The sequence below is a fragment of the Streptomyces sp. NPDC002499 genome (genome assembly GCF_053595415.1).
In genome coordinates, this window is the sequence record NZ_JBSFXO010000008.1 from 22,756 (window position 1) to 47,559 (window position 24,804).

The window sequence follows — 24,804 nt, forward strand, 5'->3', positions numbered from 1 at the left end:
GTGCTCATGAGGGCGGCCCGTGGAGGGGCGAAGAAGGCGACCGGTCCCGCCACCGGCCGGTTCTCTGGTACTACCGACGCATGGGGATCGAGCGGTTCATCGGCGTCGACCTCGCCTGGGCGCAGGCGCAGGAGGGAACCCGCACCAAGGTCAACGAGACCGGTGTGGCCGCCGTCGACGGTCGGGGCGTGGTGATCGACTGCGGCTGGACCTCGGGGCTCGACGAGACGATGGCCTGGATCGCCAGGACGGCCGTGGACGGATCGACCCTCGCCTTCGTCGACGCGCCGCTGGTCGTCGACAATCCGGCCGGCCAGCGGACCTGCGAGCGGGAGGTCGGACAGCGGTACGGCCGGTGGAAGGTGAGCGCGAACAGCACCAACCAGAGCTCTCCCCGTCGGGGCGGAGTGCTTTTGAGGGCGTTGTTGCAGGAGTCCGGCTGGGTCTACGACGACGGCAGGGGCGGACCGCCGACGGGCGGACTGGTCGTCTCCGAGTGCTACCCGTACACGACCTTGGTCGGCGCGTCCGAGCTGGGCTACGACCAGGAGCGCCCCACCTACAAGCGTCCGCCGGCCCGAGTGCCGAGGGCGCGGTGGCGAGCGGTCCGGGCGGAGGCGTGCGACCAGCTGATCGCGCGTATGGCGACTCTGGCCACCGCCGATCCGCCCCTCCTGCTCGACTCCCACGCGGAGTCCCGTCGCCTGATCGAGGAGCCCTCACCCCAGCTCGACGCCGACTACAAGCACCGGGAAGACCTCATCGACGCGCTGCTCTGCGCGTGGACGGCCGCACTGTGGTCCCGGCACGGACTGGCGCGCTGCCAAGTCCTGGGAGCGGACACCTCCGTACCTCTCGGATCCGCTCCCACCATCATCGCGCCCGCCCGGCCCGCGCAGATGCGCGGGCCGGGCGGACTGAAGGGACGGGGTCAGCCCGCGTAGGTCGCGAACAGTTTGGAGAACTGGTACGGGGTCTGCGGGACGTTCGTGCACTGGCTCAGTGCGCCGGTGCAGGCGTTCCGGTCGCGGGTGACGTCCCAGAAGCCCAGTTCGCCCAGGTGGTTCTGCTTGGCGAAGGTGAGCACCTGCTGCGCGTCGGCGAAGGTGAACACCTCGCTGGCGGTGTCGTTCTGGCCGAGCATCGGGGTGAGCCCGACCATCGCCCAGGTCTGGGCGGTGGTGAGGCTGGGCCACACCGAGGCGATCTGGGCGCGGGTCGACGTCGCGGCCTGGATGGCGTACGTGCCCATCTTCCCGGACGGGTTGGGCGCGGCGCTGTCGCCGTAGTCCATGGCCATCAGGTTGACGGTGTCGACGTTCAGGTTGTGCGACTTGGCGGAGCTGAGGATGTAGACGCCGTCCGCGGTCAGACCGCTGGGCAGCACCGGGAGGGTGAGCGTGACCTTGAGGTCGCGGCCCTTGGCACGCTGGGCGGCCTGGACGGCGGCGACGGCCGTCGAGCGCCGGTCGATCGAGGCGTGGTCGACCGCCGCGGCGCCCTCGATGTCGAAGTCCACGCGGTCCAGGGCGTAGGCGTCCACGACCTTCTGGTACTGCGCCTGGAGCGCGGTCGTGCTGGTGCAGGCGAGGGCCAGTTCGGTGCCCGACGCGCCGCCGAACGACGGCCGGACGTCACCGCCCATCGCGCGCAGCGAGTCGAAGTCAGCCCGGTCCCAACCCGCGCCCGGGTCGAAGGAGTTGAACCAGCTCGCGTTGCAGCCGGTCGACCCGGCGGTGATGAAGCCGAGCGAGAACTGCCGCAGCCCGGTGTCCGTGGCGATCTGCGTGAGGTTCGGCGTCGGGTAGGACCCCAGGTCGACAAAGGGGGCCGCCACGCCGGGAGTTGTGCCACTGCCCGCGGTCGCGGTGAGGGTCGCGGAGCGCGCCGACTGGTTGTTGGAGTCGTCGAGCGCGGTCACCGAGAAGCTGTGACTGCTGCCGGGGAGCAGGCCGATCACCTTGAAGGTGGTGCCGGTGCCGGAGGTCGTGGCGATGACCTCGTTGCCCTCGTAGACCCGGTAGCCGACCACGCCGACGTTGTCGGTCGAGGCGTTCCAGCCCAGCGTGACGCTGCCGGGCCCTGTGGCCCGGACGGCGAGGCCGGAGGGGACCGAGGGCGCGGCGGTGTCGGCGGGGACACCGGCGCAGGGGCCGTTGTTGATCAGGCAGGAGCTCGGCAGGACGACCGAGCCGGTGTAGCTGAAGTCCATGCCGACGACGGGCGCGGACTCACCGGGGGCGAGCGGGGCCTCCCAGCTGGGGGAGGTGATGGTGTACTGCGTCCCGCTGTGGGTGACCGTGCCGTTCCACGAGCTGGTGACGGCCTCGGTGGCGGGCAGGGTGAAGGTGATGGTCCATGAATTGACCGTGTGGGTCGACCTGTTGGTGACCGTGTAGCCGCCCTCGAAGCCGGCACCCCAGGTGGAGGTGACGCCGAAGGAGGCGATCAGGCCGGTGTTGTCGGCCGCGTGGGATGCGGGGGCGGCGATCGTGGTCAAGCCGCCGACCGCCAGAGCGGCGGCCAGAACGGCGCGCAGCGACGCACGTCTCATGGGGGACTCCTCTGTGGGGCGAGGTCGCGTACGGCGCCTGGCCGAAAGGCGTGGAAACCGAACCGGTAAGCCGTGAACTTAATCGGAAACTTTCCTTACATCTGCCTGCGTAGGGAAGGGTGACCGGCCGCGCCTGACGGCGTCAAGAGATTCGGGAAAGATTCGTCTAGACCAATTCTGGGTCCGTGGGCGCCAGTTGCCGCTGCAGGCGGTCGCGGATGACGCTCTCGGCGTCCGCCACGATCGTGCGGACCACCGTCTCGCAGCTCTCCACGCTGTCGATGAGGCCCTGGGCCTGACCGGCCCACCACATTCCGCCCTCGACATCGCCCTCACTCAGCACCCGCTGCCTGCCACGCTTCCCGGAGGCGAGGTCGGCGACGTCGGAGAAGACAGCCTCGGGGAGCGCGCCGAGGCGGGCGATGGCCTCCGAGACCGAATTCCGCGCAACCCGGGCGGTGTTGCCGAACTCCCGGAACACGATCTGGGTGCCGCGCTCGTCGTTCGCGACGATCCGCGCCTTCACGTTCGGGTGGACCGGCGCCTCCTCGGTCGCCTCGAACCGGGTCCCCATGTTGATCGCGCACGCCCCGAGCGCCAGCGCCGCGACAAGACCAGAACCGGTGGCGAAGCCGCCGGACGCGATGATCGGGATGCGCAGCCTGCGGGCGGCGGCCGGGATCAGGACGAGGCCGGGGACGTCGTCCTGACCGGGATGCCCGGCACACTCGAACCCGTCGATGCTCACCGCGTCGACGCCCAACGCCTCGGCCTTCAGCGCGTGCCGGACGGCGACAGCCTTGTGCACGACCTTCACCCCGGCCGCCTTGAACGCCGGCAGATGCGGCGCGGGGTTGCTGCCCGCCGTCTCCACGACCTTCACGCCCGAGTCGACGATGACCGCCCGGTAGTCGTCGTACGGCACCGGTTCGATGGTGGGCAGGATGGTGAGGTTGACGCCGAACGGCTTGTCGGTCAGGTCACGGCAGCGCGCGATCTCCTTCGCGAGCGCCTCCGGGGTGGGCTGCGTCAGCGCGCTGAGGAACCCCAGCGCACCGGCGTTCGCGACGGCCGAGATCAGCTCCGCGGTGCCCACCGCGAGCATCCCGCCGCACACGATGGGGTGTTCGACCCCGAACATCTCCGTGAACTCGTTCCGGAAGGTCATGTCACTCCACTTGCTGAGACAGGGGCAGAGACGTCACAGGTCCCAGAGACGTCCAAGGTGTTAGAGGTGTCCGAGGCGTCCAAGGTGCCAGCGGTGTCAGAGACGTCGCGAGATGACCAGCCGCATGATGTCCGAGGTGCCCTCCTCGATCTCCTCCAACTTGGCGTCGCGCATCCACTGTTCGACCGGGAACTCGCGCGAGTAGCCCCATCCGCCGAGGGTCTGGACGGCGCCCCAGGTCACCGCCATCGCGGTCTCGGAAGCCTGGAGCTTGGCCATGGCCGCGACCTTCGTGGCATCCGCTCCGGCGTCCATCTGCCGGGCCGCGTGCAGGGTGAGCAGCCACGCGGACTCGATCCGGGTCGCCATGTCGGCCAGCCGGAACGCGACGGCCTGGTGCTCGACGATCGGCTTCCCGAACTGCTTGCGCTCCCGGGCGTACTTGAGCGCGTACTCGTAGGCCGCGCGGGCCGCTCCGGTCGCCGCGGCGGCGAGCACGATCCGCGAGATGTCGAACGTCTTCATCAACCCACGGAAGCCCTGCCCCTCGTCCCCGAGCCGGTCGGACTCGGGCACGAAGACCTCGTCGAAGAAGATCTCCCGGCAGACGATGGCGCGTTGGCCCATCTTGCGCATGGGCTCACCGAACCGCATCCCTTCGGCGCCCTTGCGCAGCAGGAAGGCGGTGACACCGGAGGACCCCCGGGTCGGGTCGGTCTTCGCGAAGACCACGTACTGATCGGCCAGACCCGCGTTGGAGATCCACGCCTTCTGCCCGCTGATCGCGTAACCGCCCTCGACCCGCACGGCGGTGGTGACGATGGACGCGGCATCGGAACCCGACTCCGGCTCGGTCGTCGCCAGCGCGGTGTAGAGCGGGTTCGGACCGGCGAGCGGACGCAACCACTCGGCCTTCTGCGCCTCGGTGCCGAGCGCGAGCAGCGGATCGGCGAAGAACCCGTTGGAACAGACGAAGTTGCCGATGCCCGGGTCGCCCCAGCACATCTGCTCCTGGACCAGGCACTGGGTCACGAGATCGGTGAATCCGCCGCCGCCGTACTCCTCGGGCAGCATGAAATCGGTGATGCCGACCTTGGCCGCGGCCCGGAAGATGTCCAGCGGCGACTCGATGTCCCGCTCGTCGACCTCGCGTCCGCGCGGCCGGATCTCGTTCGCGGCGAACTCCCGGCACAGTTCGACGATCGCCCGCTGCTCATCGGTCAGCGGCCAGGGCTCAGTGGACGTGCTCACGCGATATCTCCTGCTCCTCGGTGGATTCCCGGCGGCCGTTCACCCCGGTTGCTGCACATGCGGTCTTCGGTACGACTTCTGCGGTACGAGGGATTACGAGCGCGTCCACCGCCAAGGCGCCGTCGGGCCCGACCCGGATCGGGTTGACCTCGATGTCCGCCACGCCGGTGGTACCCGCGATCGCCTCGGACACGGCGACGATCGCGTCGATCAGCGCGTCGACGTCGACCGCCGGCTGTCCCCGCCAGCCGTCCAGCAGCCGGCGCGAACGCAGACGGTCGAGCATCCCGGCCGCCGTCCGCCGGTCGACCGGCGCCAGTTCCACGGACACGTCACGCCAGAGTTCGGTGTGGACTCCGCCGTGGCCCACTGTCACGGTCGGACCGAAGTCACGGTCCCGGCGGGCGCCGATCACCAGTTCGACGACGCCCGGCCGGGTGTCCTGCTCCTCGACGACGTACTCGCCCGGTCCGAGCCGCTCGTACATCTCGCGGAACACGGTGGCGGCGGTCTCCGGGCCCAATCCGGTTCTGACGGCCTGGTGTTCGCTCTTGTGCTCGATCCAGCCGGCCTTGAGCACGAGTGGTGGGTGGAGGGATGCGCAGGCCTCCGCGAACTCGGCCTCGTCGGTGACCTGTTGAGCCTTGGGCATCGCAACGCCGAGTGCCGTGAGGAACGTACGAGCCGCCCAGTAGCCGGGCTCAGGGACGGCCGCTTCGATCCTCACGGTCGCCGGAGTTGGGCGGGGCTGTCCGCCCAGTCGGGTCACGTGGTCCAGCGCGCCCAGGGCCGCGTCGATGGTGCCGAAGACCGGGACGCGGTGGTCCCGAAGCCGGGCGATCGCGGGCGAGGTGGCGCTCATGCTGTGCACGATCAGAGGTACGTGCGCCGCGTCCGTCCGCTGGAGGTCGCCGAGGCGGTCGATCACGGCGGACTCCGCGTCCACGAGGCTCGGCGCGTCCTCGCCGTAGCAACCGAGATACCCGGACAGGACGATCGAGTCGACCTCGCCGGAGGCGGCCACCAACTCGGCGACCCGCGCGTAGACCTGGAGATCCGCTTCCCCCGCGCCCGCGAGGTCCACCGGATTGGACACCGCCGCGGCAGCGGGGAGGAGTTCACGCAGGCCGGACTGCAACCGGTCGGTGAAGACCGGCGCACGCAGGCCCCTTTCCGTGGCGAGGTCGGCGGCGATCCCGCCCTGTCCGCCGCTGTCGCTGATGATCGCGACCCGGCGTCCGTTCGGCGGCGCGGTCGCATCCAACACCCTTGCCGTGTCGACGAGTTCGCGCGGGGACGTGACCCGAAGGGCTCCGGCGGCGCGGCACGCCGCGTCGACGACGTCGAGCGCCGAGGTCATCGAACCGGTGTGGGACCGCGCGAGCCGACGGCTGCCCTCACTGGCACCGGTGGTGAGCACGAGCGCGTGCTTGCCGGCTCGGCGGAGGGCCCGGAGGGCGGTGACGACCCGCGCTCCGTCCGCGAAGCTCTCCAGGTAGAGCGCCACCGTGGTGGTGTGCTCGTCGGAGACGAGGGATTCGAGTATGTCGACGGCTCCCACGTCGAGCTGGTTGCCGACCGAGTAGAAGCGCGACACACCGAGCCCGGCCCGTGCGCCGAGGCCGGCGATCTCGGAACCGAGCTGACCGCTCTGCGAGACGATCGCCAGGCTCCCGGGGGTGAAGTTCCCCCAGGCGAGCCGGAGTTGCGTAGCGGCGTTGAACAACCCGAGGCTGTTCGGCCCGATCATCCGCGCGCCCGACTCGCGCAGCAGCGCGGCGAGTTCGGCCTCGTCGGCGCCGAGTCCCGCGGTGATCGAGAGGAAGGCGCGGCACCCCTTGGCGAGGGCGTCCCGGACGACGGGGAGGACGTGTTGCGGCGGCACGCACAGGGCGACGAGATCGGGGGCCTGGGGCAGGTCGCCCACCGTCGGACGGCAGGGTCGGCCGAGGACCTGTGCGGCACGGCGGTTGACCAGCCACACCGTCCGCCGGTCGGCTCCCGCGAGGGCACCGGTGGCGAGCCAGTAACCCCATTTGGCGCGGTCCTCGGTGGCACCGACGACGGCGATGGACGAGGGGTCGACGAAGGCCTGGGGAAAGGACACGGACGATCTCCCGGTTTCGGGGGAGGGGGAGGGGAGGAGGGGAAGGAGAGCGGGTGCGGAAGTCCCGGGCGGACGGCGGAAGTTGAGCAGACGACCGGGCGGCAGCAGGCCCGGCCCGGACTCAGCTCTGCGCCGCGGCGGTCGGCCGACGTTCGAAGAACGCGGGATACAGGCGCCGGCAGACCAGTAGCGCGAGCAGACCCAGCACGACCGTCCCGATGCCGATCACGAACGCGCCGCCGACGCGGGATCCCGAGGAGAACGGGAGGGTCCAACTCGTACCGCTGTTGATCGGATCCCACGCCTGCACCAGACTCCATGCGCCCGCGGCGAGCAGGACGACCCCGCCGATCGCGGGCAGGACTACGGTCAGCCAGAGTTCCGACGCCTTGGCGCGCGGCCCGGCGCGGTGCACCCAGGCGGAGGTGAGCCCGGTGAGGCCGTAGTAGAACGCGATCAGCACTCCGCAGGCGGACACCGCGTCGCCGAGGACGAGACCGTGGCCGAGGAAGTTCAACGCCACGTACACGACCGCGCCGATGACCCCGACGGCGATCGTGCCCACGTGCGGGATGCGGAAGCGCGGGTGCACCTTGGCCAGCGCGCGGGGGAGCGCGCCCTGGTCGCCCATCGACAGCATCGTGCGGCTCAGGGTCAGTACGGTCGTCTCCGTCGAGGCGGCGGCCGAGGTGAGGACCATGAGGATCAGCAGGTGCCACAGCACCGAGCCGAATCCGCTCGATCCGAACACCGCGGTGCCGAAGCCGTAGAGGACGTCCCCGGAGTTGTCGGGGTTGTTCAGGCCGATCCCGGAGTCGCCGATGCCGGCGAAGGAGATCGCGGCGAACGTGGCGAGGAGGTACAGCGCCACCAGGAGCACCGTGGACCAGGTCGCGGCGCGGCCGGGGACGCGATGCCGGTCGGTGGTCTCCTCGTTGACGGTGAGTGCCGTCTCCCAGCCCCAGTAGATGAACAGCATCAGCACCAGCGCGCTGACGAACGCGCTCAGTGAGGCGCCCTCGAAGGGGTTGAGCCAGGACAGGCTCGGTCGCCGGGTCCCGGTCGGCGCGCTGCCCGCGTACACCTTGACGAGTGCGACGACGGACAGGGCCACCAGCATGCCGAACTCGAGGAAGAGCAGGGCGCGTTGGACCGCTGCCGCGATCTCGATGCCTCGGTAGCAGACGAGGGTCATCAGCGCGAGCCAGCCCAGACCGGCCAACAGCACACGCCAGTTCGCCGGATCGGAACCGATGTTCTCCGCGCCGAACAGCAGGAACACGTACTGCCCGGCGACCTGCGCGAGGCTGCCGATCACGAGGACGAAGGACGCGATGATCGCCCAGCCGCCGAGGAAGCCGAGGCTCGGGTTCAGGGAGCGGGTGGCCCAGGTGAAGATCGTGCCGCAGTCCGGATCGCGGCGGTTGAGCGCGGCGTAGCCGAAGGAGACGAACAGGATCGGGACGAAGGCGAGGACCACCACGGCCGGGGCCTGGAAGCCGACGTATCCGACGACGAAGGCCAGGGTCGCGGTGAGGCTGTAGGCGGGCGCCGCGGAGGCCACGGCGAGGATCAGGCTGGTGGCCATGGAGAGCGCGCCGGAGCGCAGGCCCTTGTCCGTCGGGGCCTCTCGCACTTGGAGTTGCGAATCAGAGGTCATTGCCACTCCCGATCTACTGGTCTACGGGTATCGACAAGAAAACGCAATGACTGATTGGTGAGTCAGGCTGGCTGTGGCGGAGGGTGCTGTCAAGACTTCGATCGCAATTTTGTGGAGTGTCTTGACTGGTGAGTCAATGTTGCGGCACGGTAACCGGCGTGACACCACTCGAAACTTCTGCCGTGGAGACCGAGGTCGTGGTCGTGGGCGCCGGATACGCGGGGCTCACCACCGCGTGGCGGCTGGCCGACGCCGGGGTCGACGTCGTCGTGCTGGAGGCCGCCGACCGCGTGGGCGGCCGTGTGTTCAGCGAGGTGAGCCCGTCGGGCGTGCGCGTCGACCACGGAGGGCAGTGGATCGGGCCGAGCCAGCGACGGTTCCACGCGCTGGCGGACCGCTTCGGCTGCCGGAGGTTCCCGACCTGGGAGACCGGACGGCACGTCGAGATCCGCCCCGACGGCACCCGCGTCGACTACGCGGGCGGCGCACCGGACGCCGGACCGGGCATCGAGGAGTACGAACGCGTCACGGCCCTGCTCGACGATCTCGCCCGCACCGTCGACCTCGAACTGCCGTGGTCCACCCCGCGGTTCGCGGAGTTCGACGCCCTGTCGGCCGAGGATTTCTTCCGCGCGCGGACCGACGACGAGGACGCCCTGGCGCGGCTGGCGCTCGCGATCCAGGGCGTGTGGTGCGCCGAACCGCGCGAGATCTCCTTCTTCCACGTGCTGTTCTACCTGGCCTCGGGCGGCGGCTACGAACAGCTGATGGAGACCCGCGGCTGCGCCCAGGACGCCCGCTTCTCCGACGGGGCGGACGCGGTGGCCCACGCGCTCGCGAAGTCGCTGGGCGGACGGGTCAGGCTGGGCGAGCCGGTGCTGTCCCTGCGGCAGACCGCGCACGGCGTGGAGGCGTACACCGGCCACACCGTCGTCCGCGCGCGGCGAGCCGTGGTCGCCGTGCCGCCGGCGGCGGTCGAGCGGATCGCGTTCCAGCCGGCGCTGCCCACCGCGCGGCGCGGCTGGGTGCGCCACTCGCCGATGGGACGGGTCGCCAAGGTGCACGCCGTGTACGAGCAACCCTTCTGGCGCGCGGCGGGACGCTCCGGGATCGCGACGCTGTACGGCGAGAGCCCGGTCGGCGTGGTCTTCGACAACTCCCCGGAGGACGCCTCGCGCGGTGTGCTCGTCGCGTTCGTCTACGGCGACCGGCTCGACCGCTGGTCCGCCGGAACCGACGCCGAGCGCCGCCAGGAGGTGCTGGCCGCACTGTCCGCGGTGGCCGGACCCGAGGCTGGGCGGCCCGTCGACTACATCGAGAGGATCTGGCCCCGGACGGGCTGGACCATCGGCGGCTACGAGTGCTTCGTGACGCCGGGCGGCTGGACCCGGCACGGCAGGGACGGCTGGCGGGAACCGTCCGGGCTCGTGCACTGGGCGGGCACCGAGACCGCCTCGGTGTGGAACGGCTACATCGACGGCGCGATCTCCTCGGGCGAGCGTGCCGCGGCCGAGGTGATCAGCGCCCTCGCGGCCGTCGGGCACCTGGGGTGAACCGCCTTGGCTGACATACTGACCGGGTTATGACCAGCATCGAAGAGCGGCCGGCCGGGACCGCCGCCGATCTGCCGGAACGCGTCCGTACGGCGATCCGCGCGGCCGCCGTCTCCCAGCGCGAACTCGCCCACCGGATCGGCATGGACCCGACCGCCCTGTCCAAGGCGTTGCGCGGGACCCGGCGGCTGCGCGACGAGGAGATCGCCGCCATCGCGAAGGCCTGCGGGGTCTCCACCGCGTATCTGGTCGAGGGAGCCGGACCGGAGCCCGTCCTCCCGCCCGAGACCGGACGGGACCGGGCGCAGGCGGTGACGGCAGAGGAGCGGCGCCAGCAGATCCTGGAGGCCGCGACCGTCCTCATCGCCCGCCGCGGCTATCACAACGTGCGGGTATCGGACATCGCCCGCTACTGCGGGACCAGCACGGCGACGGTGCACTACCACTTCCCCAGCAAGGAAGCGACGCTGCACGCGGCGCTCGAGTACTACGCCCAGCGGTTCCGCACCCGGCTCGACGAGGAGTTCGGCCGGGCGACCTCCGCGCGGGACAAGCTGCGCCGCCTGATCGAGGTCCAACTCCCACTCGCCGACGACGACATCGACGAATGGTCGGTGTGGATCCAGTTCTGGAACCAGGCGATGCTCGAACCCCGTCTGCGGCCCGCGCAGCGGCGGATCTACTCGGGTTGGTACCGGGTCGTGGTGGACGTGCTGACCGAGTGCCGGTCGGAAGGCCTGGCACCGGAGGCGGACGTCGAAGCCCTCGCCGACCGGTTCACCGCGATGGTCGACGGACTGGCGATCCAGATCCTCGCCAGCTCGACCGAGATGCGGCCGGACCGCATGCGCGCGCTCCTGCTGCGGGCCTTCGAACCGCACCTCGACCTGACGGATCACTTCAGTGCTTCCAGCGTCGACTCCGGTCACGCGGGGCCAAGTTGATATGCGAAGCTGTCGTCAACCGATCACGGGTCCGTTGGCCGTGGCGGGTGGAGAGGGGAGCGCAGGGTGGGCAAGGACGGCTTCCGCGCCGAGGAGATCGACACCAGCAGGCCGCATCCTGCGCGGATCTACGACTACCTGCTGGGCGGCAAGGACCACTACGAGGTGGACCGCCAGGCCGGTGACGCACTCGCCGCCGCGGCGCCCGAGGCACGGATCGGCGTACGGGCCAACCGCGACTTCATGCGCCGCGCCGTCCGTCACGTCGTCGAGGCCGGCGTCCACCAGATCCTCGACATCGGCACCGGACTGCCCACCTCGCCGAACGTGCACGAGACCGCGCAGGCGACCGCGCCGGACGTGCGCGTCGCCTACGTCGACAACGACCCGATCGTGAAGGTCCACGGCGACGCGCTGCTCAGCGACACCAGCGCGACCAGCATCGTGCTCGGCGACCTGCGCGACCCGCGGGCCGTCGTGGACCACCCCGACGTGCGCAAGGTCATCGATTTCGATCAGCCGGTGGCCGTACTCCTCGTCGCCGTCGTCCACTTCCTCACCGAGGCGGACAAGCCCGAGCAGATCGTGGCCACCCTGCGGGACGCGCTGCCGGCCGGCAGCTACCTGGTCCTCTCGCACGCCACCGGCGACTTCGCCGACCGCCGCGAGGCGCAGGCCGTCTACAAGAACGCCAGCGCCAGCCTGAACCTGCGCTCCCGCGCCGAGGTCGAGCGGTTCTTCGACGGCTTCGACCTGGTCGATCCGGGCCTTGCCCAGGTGCCCTTCTGGCGCCCGGACGCCCCGCCGCCGGCGCGCTCCGAGGAGATCGGCTTCTACGGGGGCGTGGCGCGCAAGCGGGACTGAACTCGCCCATGGGCGGGGCCGGTCGGCACGACCGCGGCCGTCGGCCGCGGCACCCGCCACAGGTGGACGGCGAGCAGGGAAGCGGCCAAGGTGAGGGCGCCCAGGGCGAATACGGCTCCCTGTAGCCCAACTCCCGCGCCCAGCAGGCCCGCCAGCGGATACGTCAGCAACCAGCAGCCGTGCGACAGCGAGAACTGCGCGGCGAACGCCGCCGTCCGTTCCCGCGCCGGGGTCGAGCGGCGGATCAGCCGGGCGGTCGGCGTGAGGATCGTCGAGCAGCCCGCGCCGAACGCGGCCCACAGGACCAGCAGCGCGGGTGCGCGCCAACTCCCGTACCGCGCGGCCGTGAGGGCGCCGAGCCCGGCGAAGACGACACCGAGCAGCAGCGCCCCGCGCAGCATCACCGTCCGGTCCGTCACCCGGTCCAGCACACGCGGCAGCGCCAGCGCGACGGCCATCGAACCCGCGCCGTACGCGCCGAGCGCCAGCGCCACGGCACCGGCCGACAGCCCGAGGAAGTCGCGTACGTAGACGACGGAGTTGACGGTCACCATCGCGCTCGCGCAGGCCACCGCGAGGTTCAGCGCGAGCAGGGCGCGCAGTTGCGGGACGGCGAGGAAGAGACGGGTGCCCGCCGTCGCCTTGGCGTACGCGCCGCCCGCCGGCCGCGTCCAGGACGGCCTCGGCAGCGGTGTCGAGAGCACCAGCGCGGCCGAGGCGAGAAAGCCCAACACCGTGCCGGTGAAGAGCCAGTTGTACGTGATCACGGACAGCAGCGCGGCGGCCAGCGCGGGCGAGAACAGGCTCTCCAGGTCGTACGCCAGCCGGGACATGGACAGGGCCCGTGTGTAGTCGCGCTCCGCCGGCAGCACGTCCGGGATCACGGCCTGGAACGTCGGGGTGAACGCGGCCGACGCGGACTGGAGCAGGAAGACCAGGACGTAGACCTGCCAGACCTGGTCGACGAAGGGGAGCGCGGAAGCGACGCCGGCCCTTATGAGGTCGGAGCTCACCATCAGCGTCCGGCGCGGCACACGGTCGGCCACGGCACCGACGAGCGGCGCGATCGCCACGTACGCCACCATCTTGATCGCGAGCGCGGTGCCGAGCACCGAACCGGCGTCGGCGCCCGCGATGTCGTAAGCCAGCAGACCGAGCGCCACGGTGGCCAGACCGGTGCCGACCAGGGCGACGACCTGGGCGGTGAAGAGCCGGCGATAGGTGCGGTTGCGCAGGACGGCGAGCATGCGGACGGCTCCCTGGGGCGGGGCGGTCGGGTCGACGCCGTCAGCATAGTCGTCATGTGCGCATCTGCGCACATGACGATCAGGTTTTTGATGCGGGCTTCGTACCGCCCTGGCCCTAGGCTGACCCCATGCCCTCACGCGAGCCCGTGCCACCTGCGGCCGATACGCATCTGCGGGCCCCGGACGGCGCGCGGCTGGCCGAGGCGACCGAGGTCTTCGCGCTGCTCTCCGACGCGACCCGGCTGCATCTGCTGTGGCTGCTCGCGCAGGGCGAGTCGGACGTCGGCTCGCTGGCCGAGCGCTGCGAGGCGTCCCGGACCGCGGTCAGCCAGCACCTGGCCAAGCTGCGGCTCGCGGGTCTGGTGGAGACGCGGCGCGAAGGACGGCACGTCCACTACAGCCTGCGCGACGGGCATCTGCGCCGGCTGGTCATGGAGGCGCTCAGCCATGCGGACCACCGGGTCACCGGCAAGGCACCGCACGACTGAGGCGACTCGGGCGATCAGGGCGGTCGCCGGTCGGGGCGATCGCCGTTCAGGTCACGAGCGTGACTTGAACGCCCACTCCATCCTCGGCTCCATGGCGAAGCGGAAGATCCGTCGGACCGGCGGTGTGCACAGCAGGGTCACGGTCACCGCGGCGAAGAGGGTGACGACGATCTCGCCGACCGGCCGGTAGATCCAGTCGGGGGAGTACCAGCCCCAGGGCTTCGAGCCCTGGGCGATGAAACCGTGCAGCAGATAGCCGTACAGCGTGCCCGCGCCCAGCACGGTGAACCACGTCCGGCGGCCCGGCACCCAGGACAGGAAGCAGGCGACCAGCACGGTCGAGCAGCCGAAGATGGCCAGCGTCATCAGCGGCCCAGTCCAGCTGGGCGACCCCAACTGCTCGGCGCTGTCCCGGTGGAAGAACCACGCGCCGGTCATCCGGGGCGCCGTCCAGTACGCCACGGCGAGCCCGCACAGAGCCACCGGTACGGCGAGCAGGCGCACCTTCCACTGGCGCAGCAGCCGGAAGTGCTCGGGCCGCAGGCACAGGCCGAGCACGAAGTACGGCAGGAACTGCAGCAGGCGCTGCATGTCGAGGTCCTCGCCGATGGACGGTGACATGGTCGCCAGCATCGCGATGACCAGCGCGATCGGCAGCGGCCACCGCAGCTGCCGCCAGATCGGGGTGGTCAGCCGCCAGACGAACAGGGCGGCGAGGAACCAGGTCAGATACAGCGGGTCCAGCAGGCTGATCGCGCGGTCCGGCTCGTTGTCGGTCCACCGGGTGAACAGGGTGTACGCCGTCTCGAAGAGGATGTAGGGGACGGCGACGCCCGTCACCAGGCGCCGGATCCGCTGCGGGCTCGCGTCGAAGGAGCGCGAGAAGTAGCCCGAGATCACGATGAACGCCGGCATGTGGAAGGCGTAGACGAACGTGTAGACCGCGGTGACGGTGCGGCTGCCGTCCCGCAGCGGCTCCCACGCGTGGCCCATCGCGACCAGCAGGATCGCCAGGTACTTGGCGTTGTCGAAGTAGGAGTCGCGGGCCTTCGGGGGGCGGGGAGTGGCAGTGCGCGGCTGCTCGGTGCCGGTTTCGGGCCTGGTCCGCGTGGGGGCAGACGCAGGGGTGGGGACAGGGGCGGGCTCGGTGCGTGTGGTCTGGCTCACCACATCACCTGCAAACGGTGTGGAGGGGATGACACATCCCACGCGCCTCACCGGTTCTGCGCGACGTAAACCCGGCCCGGGAAAATCCGGGCCGGGTCAGCGGCACAGCCGCCCGTCAGGGCGGGACGCTCAGAGGTCGAACTCGTGCGGCGGCAGGTCGAGCGCGAAGCACGCCTCCCGTACGACGGCCTGTTCCGTCTTGTCGAAGTCGCCGTCGGCGCCTCCGATGACGATGCCGATCTGGATGACGGCGCGGGCCTCGGCCGGCTTCTTCTTGGCCTTGGCGATCTCCTGCAACACGCTGACCTTCCCGAAGGCGAAGTCGGCCGTCAGCTTGTTCAGGTTCTCCTCGAAGCGGCGGCGCAGGTCGTCCGCGGGGAAGTTCTGCAGGACCTCGTTGGTGGAGATGAGCTGGGCCACGCGCTGGCGCTCGGCCGGGTCGATGGTGCCGTCCGCCGCCGCGACGAGCGCGCACATCGCCATGCTGGCGTCCCGGAACGCACCGCTCTTGAGGTCGTTCTTCTTCGACACCAGCTGGGTCTGCATCGTCGATGCGGATTCCTTGATGCGGTCCCACAGGGCCATGCGCACTCCTGGTATTCGGGTCGGATAACTGTCGGACATCTACAGCATCGTGGAAACTGCCGGACCGGTGGATAAGTTCCCAGCGTTCCACCGATGTTCACGGCGGTCGTGCGGGCCCTGCGCGACGCATTGACCGGTGCCTTGTGCGACGCATTGACGGGAGATGGCCCGGCCGTTAGCTTGCGGCAGATTCTCGACGGGGGAGGACGCGTGAACTCTGCGATGCGGGCTGCCGTGGCGCTGGTGAGTACGGGGATGCTGGCGCTCGTCGCGTGCGGCGGCGACGGTGACGGAGGCAAGGGGGGTCCGTCCACGACACCGGAGGCCGAGGCCACGGCCAACGACTTCGGCTGTCTGTCGGGCAAGCAGCTCAAGAAGTCGATCACCTTCAAGGACAGCGAGGGGGCCGATGTCGACGGCTACGAGACGGGCACCGGCACCACCGGAGTCGTCCTGTCCCACCAGTCCGACAACAACATCTGCTCCTGGGTCGTCGGCGCCGAGGAACTCGCGTCCGACGGCTACCGCGTGATCGCCGTCGACAGCAACGGCTCCGAGGTGGAGGAGATCCAGGGGGCCGCCGAGCGGCTGCGCGGCGAAGGGGCCGGGAAGATCGTCCTGATGGGCGCGTCCAAGGGCGGCACGGCCTCGCTGGTCGCCGCGGCGGAGGTGCGGCCGGCGGTCTCGGCGGTGGTGTCGGTGTCCGGTCCCGGGCTGCACCAGAACATGGACGCGACCGCCGCCGTACCGAAGTTGACCATGCCGGTGTATTTCATCGCGGCGAACGGAGACGGTGAATTCGCCGCCGACGCGAAGGAGTTGGCGAAGCTGGCGAAGAAGTCCCCTGGGAAGAAGCTGGAGTTGGTGGACGGCGCCGCGCACGGCAACGACCTGCTGAATCAGCAGCCTTCCGTGTGGGACGAGGTCAAGGTGTTCTTCGCCAAGTACCGCTGAGGTCCCGGGGCTCGAAAAACCCGGTGACCGGCAGGCGTTGATCTCCCTACACTCGGCGGGTCACGTCGGACCAGTCGAGGGGAGCCAGGCCGTGCGTCACCGCGCCGCTGTCGTCGTTCCCCGTTCCCGGTACCAGGTGATCCTGGTGTCTCCGTCCGCCCGGTGCCCGCTGCGCGGCCGGCACCGGATGCCCGTGACGAACGTCTGACACGTTTCTCCCGTCCACCGACGAGCCTTCATGGCGTCCGTCGCCGTGGCGTTCCGTCCGGGAATCGCGCTGCCCTTTTCCGATCGCGAGATCACCAGAAAGGCCCATGGGCCGTGCGCACTCACCTCAACCCCCTGACCCTTGTCCGCAACTTCGGCATCCTCGCCCACGTCGACGCCGGCAAGACCACCGTCACCGAGCGGATCCTGTTCGCCACCGGCACCACGCACCGGCGCGGTGAGGTCCACGACGGCACCACCGTCACCGACTTCGACCCGCAGGAGCGCGACCGCGGGATCACCATCTTCGCGGCGGCGGTGAGTTGCACCTGGGAAGGTCACCGGATCAACCTGATCGACACTCCAGGGCACGTGGACTTCGCCGACGAGGTGGAGCGCGCGCTCCGGGTGCTCGACGGCGCGGTCGCGGTGTTCGATGCCGTCGCGGGCGTGGAACCGCAGAGCGAGTCCGTGTGGCGGCAGGCGGATCGGCACGGCGTGCCCAGGATCGCGTTCGTCAACAAGCTGGACCGTGCGGGCGCGGATCTCGACAGCGCCGTCGACTCGATCCGGGAACGACTGCATCCGGCGCCGCTGGTCGTGCAGTTGCCCATCGGCGTCGAGGGCGGTTTCACCGGCGTCGTCGACCTGCTGCGCATGCGCGCACTGGTGTGGGCGGACGGCACCGAGACGGCCGAACTCGTGGCAGTGCCCGAGGAGTTGTACGACGAGGCGCACCGGCGTCGACGGCTGCTGGAGGAGGCAGTCGCCGAGCTCCATCCGGCGGCGCTGGAGGAGTTCTGCGCCGACGGGAGGCTGTCCGCCGAGACGCTGGCCGCCGCCCTGCGGGACCTCACCCGCAGCGGGGACGGACTGGTCGTCCTGTGCGGCTCGGCCTACCGCAACCGCGGGATCGAGCCGCTGCTCGACGCCGTCGTGTCGTACCTGCCGTCACCGCTCGACGTGCCCGCCGTACGGGGCACCGGCGACGGCACGGCGGAGGGTGTGGAGGAGGTCAGGCCGGCCGACCCGGCGGCGCCCTTTGCGGCACTGGCGTTCAAGGTGAACGCCACCCCGACGGGACGGCTGACGTATCTGCGGGTGTACTCGGGAACGATCGAGAAGGGAGACACCGTGTGGGACGCGGTCGCACACCGTACCGAGCGCGTCGGGCGGATCCTGCGCGTCCGGGCCGACCGGCACGCCCAGGTCGACCGCGCGGTCGCCGGGGACATCGTCGCCGTGGCCGGGCTGAAGTCCGCCCGGGCGGGTGCGACGCTGTGCGCGCCCGGCGCCCCGCTGGTCCTTGAACCGCCCGGTGTCGCCGAACCCGTGGTCTCCGTGGCGGTCGAGGCCCGCAGGTCGATCGAGACCGGCCGACTGGCCTCGGCGCTCGCGCGACTGGTCGAGGAGGACCCCTCGCTGGTCGTGCGGACGGATCCCGAGACCGGCGAGACGGTGCTGTCGGGCATGGGTGAACTGCATCTGGAGGTGGCGACGGAACAGCTGCGGCGCGTCCACGCCGTGGAGGTCAACGTCGGCCGCCCGAGGGTGAGTTACCGCGAGACGGTCGGGCGCGGGGTGTCCGGTCTTGTCTTCCGGCACGTCAAACAGGACGGCGGGGCAGGGCAGTTCGCCCATGTCGTCCTCGATGTCGAACCGGCGGACAGCGGCTTCGAGTTCCGCTCGGCGGTGGTCGGCGGGCGGGTCCCGCAGGAGTACGTCCGCGCGGTCGAGGCCGGCTGCCGGGACGCCCTGGCCGAAGGGCCGCTGGGCGGGCACCCGGTGACCGGGCTGCGCGTCACGCTCACCGACGGGTCGACCCATGTGAAGGACTCCTCCGACACCGCCTTCCGCACGGCGGGCCGGCTCGGACTGCGGGAGGCCCTGCGCGCCTGCGCGATGGTCCTCCTGGAGCCGGTCGTCGAGGTCACGGTCACCGTGCCCGAAGAGGCCGTCGGCGGAGTCCTCGGCGACCTCGCCGCCCGCCGCGGCCGCGTCTCGGCCTCGACCACGCGAGGCGGCTCGGCGATCGTGACGGCGACCGTCCCGCTGGCCGAACTCTTCGGCTACGCAACGAGGTTGCGCAGCCGAAGCCAGGGCCGCGGCACGTTCACGACCCGGCCCACCGGGTACGCGCCGGCGCCCGCGGGGATGTCGGCGGGGTGATTCGGCGGGGTCGGGGTCTGGTGGTAGTGGGGCACCGGCGGCTTGGTGGCCTCGGGGCACTGGCGGCTAGGACTCGTCCGGCCGATCATGTGACCGCTTCATGTCCGGGTCGTTGCTGTGGACATGGGGCGGGGTGATCTGAGTGATGCCGAGTGGGAGCGGCTGCGGCCGTTCCTGCCGGTTAGTAACGGGCGTTGTGGCAGGTGGCGGGATCACCGGCAGGTGATCGACGGGATTCTGCATAGGGTTCGGACCGGGGTGCAGTGGCGTGACCTTACGGAACGGTTTGGGCCGTGGAAGACGGTCTACGAACGGCACCGGCTGTGGTCGGCCGACGGGACATGGGAGCGTCTGCTCCAGCAGGTCCAGGCCGCGGCGGATGCGGCGGGTGAGATCGACTGGGACGTATCGGTCGACTCCACCATCGTGCGGGCGCATCAGCACGCGGCAGGCGCCCGCGTCGACCCACCGCCGGCCCTCGCCTCCCAGGGGGCGGAAGTCCCAGAACACCAGGACGAAACGCCGTGGCAAAGCCTGCACGCCCGCCTGGTGGAGGTGGTGCGGGAGGTGAGGGCCTTGGCCGCTCGCGCGGCGGCTTCACTACAAAAATCCACCTGAGCGCGGACGGCCGTTGCCGCCCACTTTCCTTGATCGTCACACCCGGTCAGCGGGCGGACTGCACGCAGTTCAAACCGGTGCTGGAGAAGATCCGCGTCCCGAGGTTCGGTCCGGGCAGGCCCCGCAAGAAGCCGGACAGCGTCGCTGCCGACAAGGCATACAGCAACGGACCTTGCCGCGAGTACCTGCGACACCGGGGTATCCGGCACACGATCCCGGAGAAGACCGACAGCCAGGCCGCCCGCCTGCGCAAAGGCTCACACGGCGGGAGGCCACCTGGCTTCGATGAGAAGCGGTACAAGAAACGAGACACCGTCGAACGGGCTATCAACCGGTTGAAGCAGCATCGGGCGGTAGCCACCCGCTACGACAAGCGCCATTACGTCTACCTCGGCACCGCCACTGCGGCAGCTCTCACGATCTGGCTCCGCACATGATCAACGGGAATGCTCCGTATCAGTGAGCTTCTTCAGCGTTGCAGCTCCAGGGTGAGGACGGCCTTGGCGATTGACGTCATGCGGTTGGGGCTGCAGCGGGACCTGCGGAAGATCCGCCAGGACTTCAGGCGGGCGACTCCGTGTTCGACGGGTGCGCGCGCTGCGGCCAGGGCACGGTTGCGAGTCTTCTCGGTGGGAGTCAGTTTCTTCAGGGGCCTGCGTTTGATGCCGGTGGTCAGCCACGGGCCGGCGCCCTGGTAGGCGAGATCGGCCAGGATGGGAACGCCCTGGCGCTCGCAGATCCGGATGATCCGGTGGGTGCGGGCCGCGGTCAGGTCGTGGGTGCGGCCCGGCAGGGCGGGCGAGAGCCACAACAGCCGGCCGCCGGGATCGGTGACGACCTGCACGTTCACGCCGTGGCGCCGGTGTTTGTGGGAGTAGTCGGCCCGGCCGTCGCCGACCCGGTCGCACTCGGCGAGAGTGCCGTCGAGCAGGACGAAGTCGGGATCATGCTCGCGCAGCGTCTTCAGCAGACCCGGTGCACGGGCGGCAAGGAGGTCGACGACTGCACTGGTGTAGGCATGCACGGTGGACTCGCTGATCCCGAACCCGGCAGCGATCTTCGCCAGAGTGATGTGCTCGCGCAGGTACACCAGTGCCACCATCGCTCGCTGGGACGGACGGAGCTTGCAGCGCCGGTCGCCCTCACGGGTGACGATCAACATGGTGACCCACTCCACGAGTGCATGCGGCAGGTCAAGTGCAGCAGGATGGACGACCACCGAGGCTCCCGAGCAACGTGATTGAGACGTCAGACATCTCGATCAACAGCCCGGGGGCCTCGCTCGTTGCGCTGCACGGGCCGTCACCCGATCGGTGGCCACATCGAAGAAGCTCAGTGGTTGTAGCCTCGGGCAGGGTGCTACCACCTTTGACTAGATCTTGCTCTGCACCCAAAGGGCGCTTCGCCTCATACCCCATGGACAGATCATCCCCGAGTGACCCGGAACTGATCCGTCAGGCACCGTTAACGGGAGGGAATGGGTCGCCGACATGGGGCGCCACGACGACGATGCCGCCGGTCTCGTGGACGAGACCGACGACATCAAGGAGGTGGTCCGGCGAGCTCGGCAGTGCTGCTCTCAGCAGTGCCGCAGACCGCGCGCGCTCGGATCGGCGTCGAACGAGGACGGTGTGTTGACCCAGTCCGCCGGGACGTAGCCCCACCCGTCGTAGCCAGGAGCGGTCCAGTCACCCTTGGTGTGGTACCAGGTGGTGTTGCCGCCGCCGTGCAGTCCACCATAGGTCCAGCAGTCGAACCAGCTGAAGGTGGAATAGAGCTGCCCCGTTATGTTCGCTTCGTGATAGGCGCCCGAGCGCAGAATGGCGGGGGCTCCGTTCCCGCACCACAGTCGGCCGTCGCTCGCCCGAACTCCGCACTCGGCGCTGGCAGCGGCACTGGCCGAAGGGGCGGCGATCACACCGCCCGCCGTCAGGGCGAGGGCTGCCATCCAGAGGGAGAGATACTTCCTGGTCCTGGTCATCCACTGTCCTTTTCTCACTGGTCCCCCGCTTCAGCCGCCGTAGCGGTGCAGGGGACGCCCAGCCGGCGCCTCGAACTGTAGGGCGGACCCGGGACGTTGCGACCCTGACAGATGTCAGGGTCACGATCAGCTGCTGGCGCGCGCCATGGTCCCGCCAGGCCGCCTGGCCTGGGTCACTTAAGGGCTGATCAACTGGCTGCACGTGCCGCTGCCCTGTACCCGAACGGCAGGATCGGCGAGAAGCTGCTCTGAACTTTGACCCGGCCGGATCTCCTCGCGCCAGCGGCAGTCTCATCGTCCTCCAGGTCGCCCGCCTGAAGTCCTGGCGGATCTTCCGCAGGTCCCGCTGCAGCCCCAACCGCATGACGTCAATCGCCAAGGCCGTCCTCACCCTGGAGCTGCAACGCTGAAGAAGCTCACTGATCCGGTAAGGTTCCGCGCTGCCGTAGTCGAGGGTCTGCACCTCACAACAGCGATCGAACCGCCGCTATGCGGGGCGGAGAACAGGATCAATCTCTGCCAGGCTCTCGTGCAGCCGACGGGCCCCCTGGGCGACACGATCGCCGGTGTCGCCCGACATCTCGTCGCAGATCCGTAGCGCCTCGTCCAGATCGTCCGAGAAGATGCTGAAGACATCGACGATCGCGGTGTGGATGTAATCGGCATGGTTGTCGTTGGCGACTGCCAGTGCGGACGCGACTATCGTCAGTCCGACCCTGTCCTTTCGCCGAAGCAAGCCCTCCGCGGTCCGCCGGGTGACGAAGGTGTCACCACGGTCGAGCACAAGGCCCAGCAGTAGCTCTACGGCCTCTGGCATCTCGGCGAACCCTGCCAGGCTGTGACCGGCATCCGCCCGGTCACGCCAGTCATCGCTCCGCCCGAGTTCGCCAAGCGTCACGACCACCGCACGCCGCAGGTCACTGTCCACGGATTCGCCCGCCCCTTCCCACAATTCCGGTCAAAGTATCACCGAGGCGTCTTACCAGATGATCGCCAGGACAGGTCCTAGGTGGCCCGGGGCGCCGGCGGTTCGGTGGTCGTGACGGCCACCGTGCCGCTGGCCGAACTCTTCGGCTACGCAACGAGGTTGCGCAGCCGGAGCCAGGGCCGCGGCACGTTCACGACCCGGCCCACCGGGTACGCGCCGGCGCCCGCCGGAACGACGGCGCGGTGACCCGATGAGCCGGGGATCTGATGAGCCGGGGATCCGGTGAGTCGGAACCCGGTGGTTCGGTGACTCGTCGGCTCTGCGGCCGACCGGTACGACCTGCGACCGACCGGTGCGGCGGCCCCGCTCCCCAACGGGCGCGGGGCCGCCCCCGGTTCACGGGTACGACACCACCGTGGACGGGATGGTCGACGTGCCCGAGGTCGGCGAACCGGTCTCGTTGATGACGCGCTCGTACTGGCCCTGGCCGCCGAGCGAGACCACGAGCAGGTCGTGGAACTTCACCCCCGACCGGACAGGCGCCGCGAAGCCGTTGTGCTGCACGATCGCCGGGTTGACGTTGTAGTAGCAGTAGCTGCCCAGACCCCAGCCCTCGTGCACGGTCACGTTGTCGCCGACCTTGTAGGCGGCGTACCCCTTGATCGAACCGTTCTGGATCGCGGCCTGGTTGGGCGCGTCGTACGCCTTCTCGTTCTGGAAGAAGATCGTGCGGCCGCGCTCGCCGTTCCACTGCACGTCGTACTTGTTGAAGTGCTCCACGAACAGACCGGTCGCGAGGACGTCCGCGCCGTTGACCACCAGGCCGTAGTCCGCCCGGTTGGTGTCCCAGCCGACGCCCGAGCCGTGGTCGGCGCGCCACAGCCAGGTGTGGTCGACGATGGTGTGGCGGTTGTTGATGACCATGCTGGTGGTCGCCTTGCCCGCGCCCGCGCCGCCGATGCGGACGAACACGTCCTGGACGGTGGTGGGGTTGGCGGAGTGGTCCGTCGTCGTACCCGCGGGGCCGACCTCCAGCAGGGTGGTCGAGTTGACCGTGCCCGCGTCGATCAGGAAGCCCGCGAGCCGCACGCCGTCGACGTCGGCGACCTTCATGGCCGTGACTCCGTTGTCCGGGACCAGAGTCGCGTAACCCAGGCCCAGGACAACGGTGTTGGCGCGGTTCACCTGGATCGGCGCATTCAGGTGGTAGATGCCCGGCGTCAGCAGGAGGTGAAGTCCCTGCGTGAGCGCCTCGTTGAGGGTGGCCGCGGTGACGCCCGGCTTGGCGACGTAGAACTGCGACAGGGACAGCGAGGTGCCCCGCGGTGTGCCGTTGCCCCAGGTCACCCCGCTCGCGTTGGTGCGCTTCTCCGGGAGGAAGATCCGGTACTCGGTGCCGTTCAGGTACAGGAAGGGCTTCTCGCGGGAGATCGGCGTCGTGCCGAGGGTGGTGTACACCGGGTTCGGGAAACCCTGCGGAGGCGCACCCTGCACGCCCGAGAACACCATGTTCCAGACGCCGTTGAGCCAGCTGCCGATCACGCTGTCCCGCGTGTACCACTGCTGCTGCGAGTACGGCTGGACCTGGCCGTCGATCCGGCTGTCGGCGATGTACCCGCCGGAGGCCCAACCGTAGCCGTTGGGCGAGAGGTTGAGGCTGCCGCGCACGTGCATACGACGGAAGGGGGCCGCCTGAGCCACGGCCCACCTGTTCGTGCCGCTCACGGGGACCAGCGCGAGGTTCTCCGCCGAACGCCAGAAGTTCTGCGTGGCGTTGCCGCTGAACCAGCCGGCGTCGACCGTGATGTCGCCGTTGATGGTGGTGTTGTCGGGGGACAGGCCGAGGCCCGAGATCGAGGTGTAGAAGCCGAGTTGGGCGTTGAGCCCGCTGTAGGTGCCGGGCTTGAAGAGCAGCTGGTAGCGGCCGGTGCCGAACTGCGCCGTCTCCTGCTGCTGGAAGATCTGGTCCAACCGGGTCTGGATGCTCGCGGACGACATCGACGGGTCGAAGACGATCACGTTGGCGCCGAGGTCGCCGCCGCCGGGGAGGGCTGCCGGACCGAGGGCGGCGGAGGAGCGGGACGTGGGGGCGGCTTCCGCGCGGGCGGACAGACCGAGCACCGCCGGAGCGGCCGCGGCGGCCGCGGCACCGAGGACGGTTCTGCGAGGTAGGGCAGGCAAAGACATGGGGCGGCTCTCCTGTTCAGAAAGTGAACACGGTGGGGTTTGGGAGCGCTCTCTTGTCCTTGAATGCTTCAACTGTCTGAACGGATGCGTCAAGAGGCGCGACCGGAGTTCCACGATGGTTGCCGTACCCCTTGACGAGGGCATCTCTTGAGGTTTAACTCACGTCCTAAAT

The 24,804-nt window shown here is 69.9% G+C and carries 20 protein-coding genes and 2 pseudogenes; 10 read left to right on the forward strand and 12 right to left on the reverse strand.

What is annotated here, in order from left to right:
- Positions 1-80: 80 nt before the first annotated feature.
- Positions 81-944, forward strand: a complete 864-nt coding sequence (locus tag ACWD5F_RS23005; RefSeq protein WP_451256832.1) for a DUF429 domain-containing protein — start codon at positions 81-83, stop codon at positions 942-944.
- Here the strand turns inward: ACWD5F_RS23005 and ACWD5F_RS23010 are convergent.
- From ACWD5F_RS23010 to ACWD5F_RS23030, 5 genes are all read right to left on the reverse strand, one after another.
- Positions 932-2,554, reverse strand: coding sequence for a cellulose binding domain-containing protein (locus ACWD5F_RS23010; protein ID WP_451256834.1), 1,623 nt, complete (start codon positions 2,552-2,554; stop codon positions 932-934). The two genes, ACWD5F_RS23005 and ACWD5F_RS23010, sit on opposite strands and share 13 nt — an antisense overlap.
- Positions 2,555-2,720: 166 nt before the next feature.
- A complete protein-coding gene (locus ACWD5F_RS23015; RefSeq protein WP_451256836.1) occupies positions 2,721-3,722 on the reverse strand; it encodes an NAD(P)H-dependent flavin oxidoreductase in 1,002 nt (333 codons plus the stop codon).
- Positions 3,723-3,818: 96 nt separating this feature from the next.
- Positions 3,819-4,973 (reverse strand): acyl-CoA dehydrogenase family protein, encoded by a 1,155-nt coding sequence (locus ACWD5F_RS23020; protein ID WP_451256838.1) that lies wholly within the window; start codon positions 4,971-4,973, stop codon positions 3,819-3,821.
- A complete protein-coding gene (locus ACWD5F_RS23025) occupies positions 4,957-7,080 on the reverse strand; it encodes an acetate--CoA ligase family protein (protein WP_451256840.1) in 2,124 nt (707 codons plus the stop codon). The genes ACWD5F_RS23020 and ACWD5F_RS23025 overlap by 17 nt, the downstream gene beginning before the upstream one ends.
- Before the next feature lie 121 nt (positions 7,081-7,201).
- Complete coding sequence (locus ACWD5F_RS23030; protein ID WP_451256842.1) at positions 7,202-8,740, reverse strand: APC family permease; 1,539 nt, start codon at positions 8,738-8,740, stop codon at positions 7,202-7,204.
- A gap of 158 nt (positions 8,741-8,898) precedes the next feature.
- Here ACWD5F_RS23030 and ACWD5F_RS23035 point away from each other — a divergent pair, with 158 nt between their 5' ends.
- The 3 genes from ACWD5F_RS23035 (at position 8,899) to ACWD5F_RS23045 (ending at position 12,101) form a co-directional block, all read left to right on the forward strand.
- Positions 8,899-10,293, forward strand: coding sequence for a flavin monoamine oxidase family protein (locus ACWD5F_RS23035; RefSeq protein WP_451256844.1), 1,395 nt, complete (start codon positions 8,899-8,901; stop codon positions 10,291-10,293).
- 29 nt (positions 10,294-10,322) lie between these two features.
- On the forward strand, positions 10,323-11,237 hold the full coding sequence (locus ACWD5F_RS23040) for a TetR family transcriptional regulator C-terminal domain-containing protein (RefSeq protein WP_451256846.1): 915 nt from the start codon (positions 10,323-10,325) through the stop codon (positions 11,235-11,237).
- A gap of 66 nt (positions 11,238-11,303) precedes the next feature.
- Entirely contained in the window at positions 11,304-12,101 is a 798-nt protein-coding gene (locus ACWD5F_RS23045) for an SAM-dependent methyltransferase (protein ID WP_451256848.1), read from the forward strand.
- Here ACWD5F_RS23045 and ACWD5F_RS23050 read toward each other — a convergent pair.
- Positions 12,071-13,348: an MFS transporter gene (locus ACWD5F_RS23050; protein ID WP_451256850.1), complete on the reverse strand. Its 1,278-nt coding sequence runs from the start codon at positions 13,346-13,348 to the stop codon at positions 12,071-12,073. The genes ACWD5F_RS23045 and ACWD5F_RS23050 overlap by 31 nt on opposite strands.
- A 128-nt stretch (positions 13,349-13,476) precedes the next feature.
- Here ACWD5F_RS23050 and ACWD5F_RS23055 point away from each other — a divergent pair, with 128 nt between their 5' ends.
- The gene (locus ACWD5F_RS23055) at positions 13,477-13,836 is read left to right on the forward strand and encodes an ArsR/SmtB family transcription factor (protein ID WP_124001850.1); all 360 of its coding nucleotides are present in this window, start codon (positions 13,477-13,479) and stop codon (positions 13,834-13,836) included.
- Between the two features lie 51 nt (positions 13,837-13,887).
- On the opposite strand, the gene ACWD5F_RS23060 is transcribed toward ACWD5F_RS23055, so the two are convergent.
- Positions 13,888-15,003: an acyltransferase family protein gene (locus ACWD5F_RS23060; RefSeq protein ID WP_451256853.1), complete on the reverse strand. Its 1,116-nt coding sequence runs from the start codon at positions 15,001-15,003 to the stop codon at positions 13,888-13,890.
- Positions 15,004-15,132: 129 nt separating this feature from the next.
- A complete protein-coding gene (locus ACWD5F_RS23065; RefSeq protein WP_451257551.1) occupies positions 15,133-15,588 on the reverse strand; it encodes a tellurite resistance TerB family protein in 456 nt (151 codons plus the stop codon).
- Between the two features lie 210 nt (positions 15,589-15,798).
- On the opposite strand from ACWD5F_RS23065, the gene ACWD5F_RS23070 reads away from it, so the two are divergent.
- The 3 genes from ACWD5F_RS23070 to ACWD5F_RS23080 all read left to right on the forward strand — a co-directional run bounded on the left by ACWD5F_RS23070 (position 15,799) and on the right by ACWD5F_RS23080 (position 19,973).
- On the forward strand, positions 15,799-16,542 hold the full coding sequence (locus ACWD5F_RS23070; RefSeq protein ID WP_451256855.1) for a dienelactone hydrolase family protein: 744 nt from the start codon (positions 15,799-15,801) through the stop codon (positions 16,540-16,542).
- A gap of 321 nt (positions 16,543-16,863) precedes the next feature.
- Positions 16,864-18,918 (forward strand): elongation factor G, encoded by a 2,055-nt coding sequence (fusA, locus tag ACWD5F_RS23075; protein WP_451256857.1) that lies wholly within the window; start codon positions 16,864-16,866, stop codon positions 18,916-18,918.
- A gap of 123 nt (positions 18,919-19,041) precedes the next feature.
- Positions 19,042-19,973 (forward strand): IS5 family transposase gene (locus tag ACWD5F_RS23080; RefSeq protein WP_451257553.1). Its coding sequence is split into 2 segments (ribosomal slippage): positions 19,042-19,374 and positions 19,377-19,973, totalling 930 coding nucleotides; the frame shifts between segments, so codons are not numbered across the junction.
- 32 nt (positions 19,974-20,005) lie between these two features.
- Here ACWD5F_RS23080 and ACWD5F_RS23085 read toward each other — a convergent pair.
- Entirely contained in the window at positions 20,006-20,755 is a 750-nt protein-coding gene (locus ACWD5F_RS23085) for a transposase family protein (protein ID WP_451256859.1), read from the reverse strand.
- A gap of 360 nt (positions 20,756-21,115) precedes the next feature.
- On the reverse strand, positions 21,116-21,517 hold the full coding sequence (locus ACWD5F_RS23090) for a hypothetical protein (RefSeq protein ID WP_225890818.1): 402 nt from the start codon (positions 21,515-21,517) through the stop codon (positions 21,116-21,118).
- Positions 21,518-21,822: 305 nt separating this feature from the next.
- Here ACWD5F_RS23090 and ACWD5F_RS23095 point away from each other — a divergent pair.
- Positions 21,823-21,927, forward strand: a pseudogene (locus tag ACWD5F_RS23095) (IS5/IS1182 family transposase); the annotation flags it as partial.
- 77 nt (positions 21,928-22,004) lie between these two features.
- On the opposite strand, the gene ACWD5F_RS23100 reads toward ACWD5F_RS23095, so the two are convergent.
- Positions 22,005-22,445, reverse strand: coding sequence for a hypothetical protein (locus ACWD5F_RS23100; RefSeq protein ID WP_451256861.1), 441 nt, complete (start codon positions 22,443-22,445; stop codon positions 22,005-22,007).
- 96 nt (positions 22,446-22,541) lie between these two features.
- On the opposite strand from ACWD5F_RS23100, the pseudogene ACWD5F_RS23105 reads away from it, so the two are divergent.
- Positions 22,542-22,691, forward strand: a pseudogene (locus tag ACWD5F_RS23105) (hypothetical protein); the annotation flags it as partial.
- 150 nt (positions 22,692-22,841) lie between these two features.
- Here the strand turns inward: ACWD5F_RS23105 and ACWD5F_RS23110 are convergent.
- Positions 22,842-24,632, reverse strand: a complete 1,791-nt coding sequence (locus tag ACWD5F_RS23110) for a coagulation factor 5/8 type domain-containing protein (protein WP_451256863.1) — start codon at positions 24,630-24,632, stop codon at positions 22,842-22,844.
- Between the last annotated feature and the right edge of the window lie 172 nt (positions 24,633-24,804).

Excerpts from the sequence above, each read along its gene's own strand:
- ACWD5F_RS23005 (WP_451256832.1), top strand. The coding sequence starts at position 81 with ATGGGGATCGAGCGGTTCATCGGCGTCGACCTCGCCTGGGCGCAGGCG.
- ACWD5F_RS23030 (WP_451256842.1), bottom strand. The coding sequence starts at position 8,740 with ATGACCTCTGATTCGCAACTCCAAGTGCGAGAGGCCCCGACGGACAAG.
- ACWD5F_RS23015 (WP_451256836.1), bottom strand. The coding sequence starts at position 3,722 with ATGACCTTCCGGAACGAGTTCACGGAGATGTTCGGGGTCGAACACCCC.
- ACWD5F_RS23065 (WP_451257551.1), bottom strand. The coding sequence starts at position 15,588 with ATGGCCCTGTGGGACCGCATCAAGGAATCCGCATCGACGATGCAGACC.
- ACWD5F_RS23050 (WP_451256850.1), bottom strand. The coding sequence starts at position 13,348 with ATGCTCGCCGTCCTGCGCAACCGCACCTATCGCCGGCTCTTCACCGCC.
- ACWD5F_RS23110 (WP_451256863.1), bottom strand. The coding sequence starts at position 24,632 with ATGTCTTTGCCTGCCCTACCTCGCAGAACCGTCCTCGGTGCCGCGGCC.
- ACWD5F_RS23040 (WP_451256846.1), top strand. The coding sequence starts at position 10,323 with ATGACCAGCATCGAAGAGCGGCCGGCCGGGACCGCCGCCGATCTGCCG.
- ACWD5F_RS23010 (WP_451256834.1), bottom strand. The coding sequence starts at position 2,554 with ATGAGACGTGCGTCGCTGCGCGCCGTTCTGGCCGCCGCTCTGGCGGTC.
- ACWD5F_RS23055 (WP_124001850.1), top strand. The coding sequence starts at position 13,477 with ATGCCCTCACGCGAGCCCGTGCCACCTGCGGCCGATACGCATCTGCGG.
- ACWD5F_RS23090 (WP_225890818.1), bottom strand. The coding sequence starts at position 21,517 with ATGACCAGGACCAGGAAGTATCTCTCCCTCTGGATGGCAGCCCTCGCC.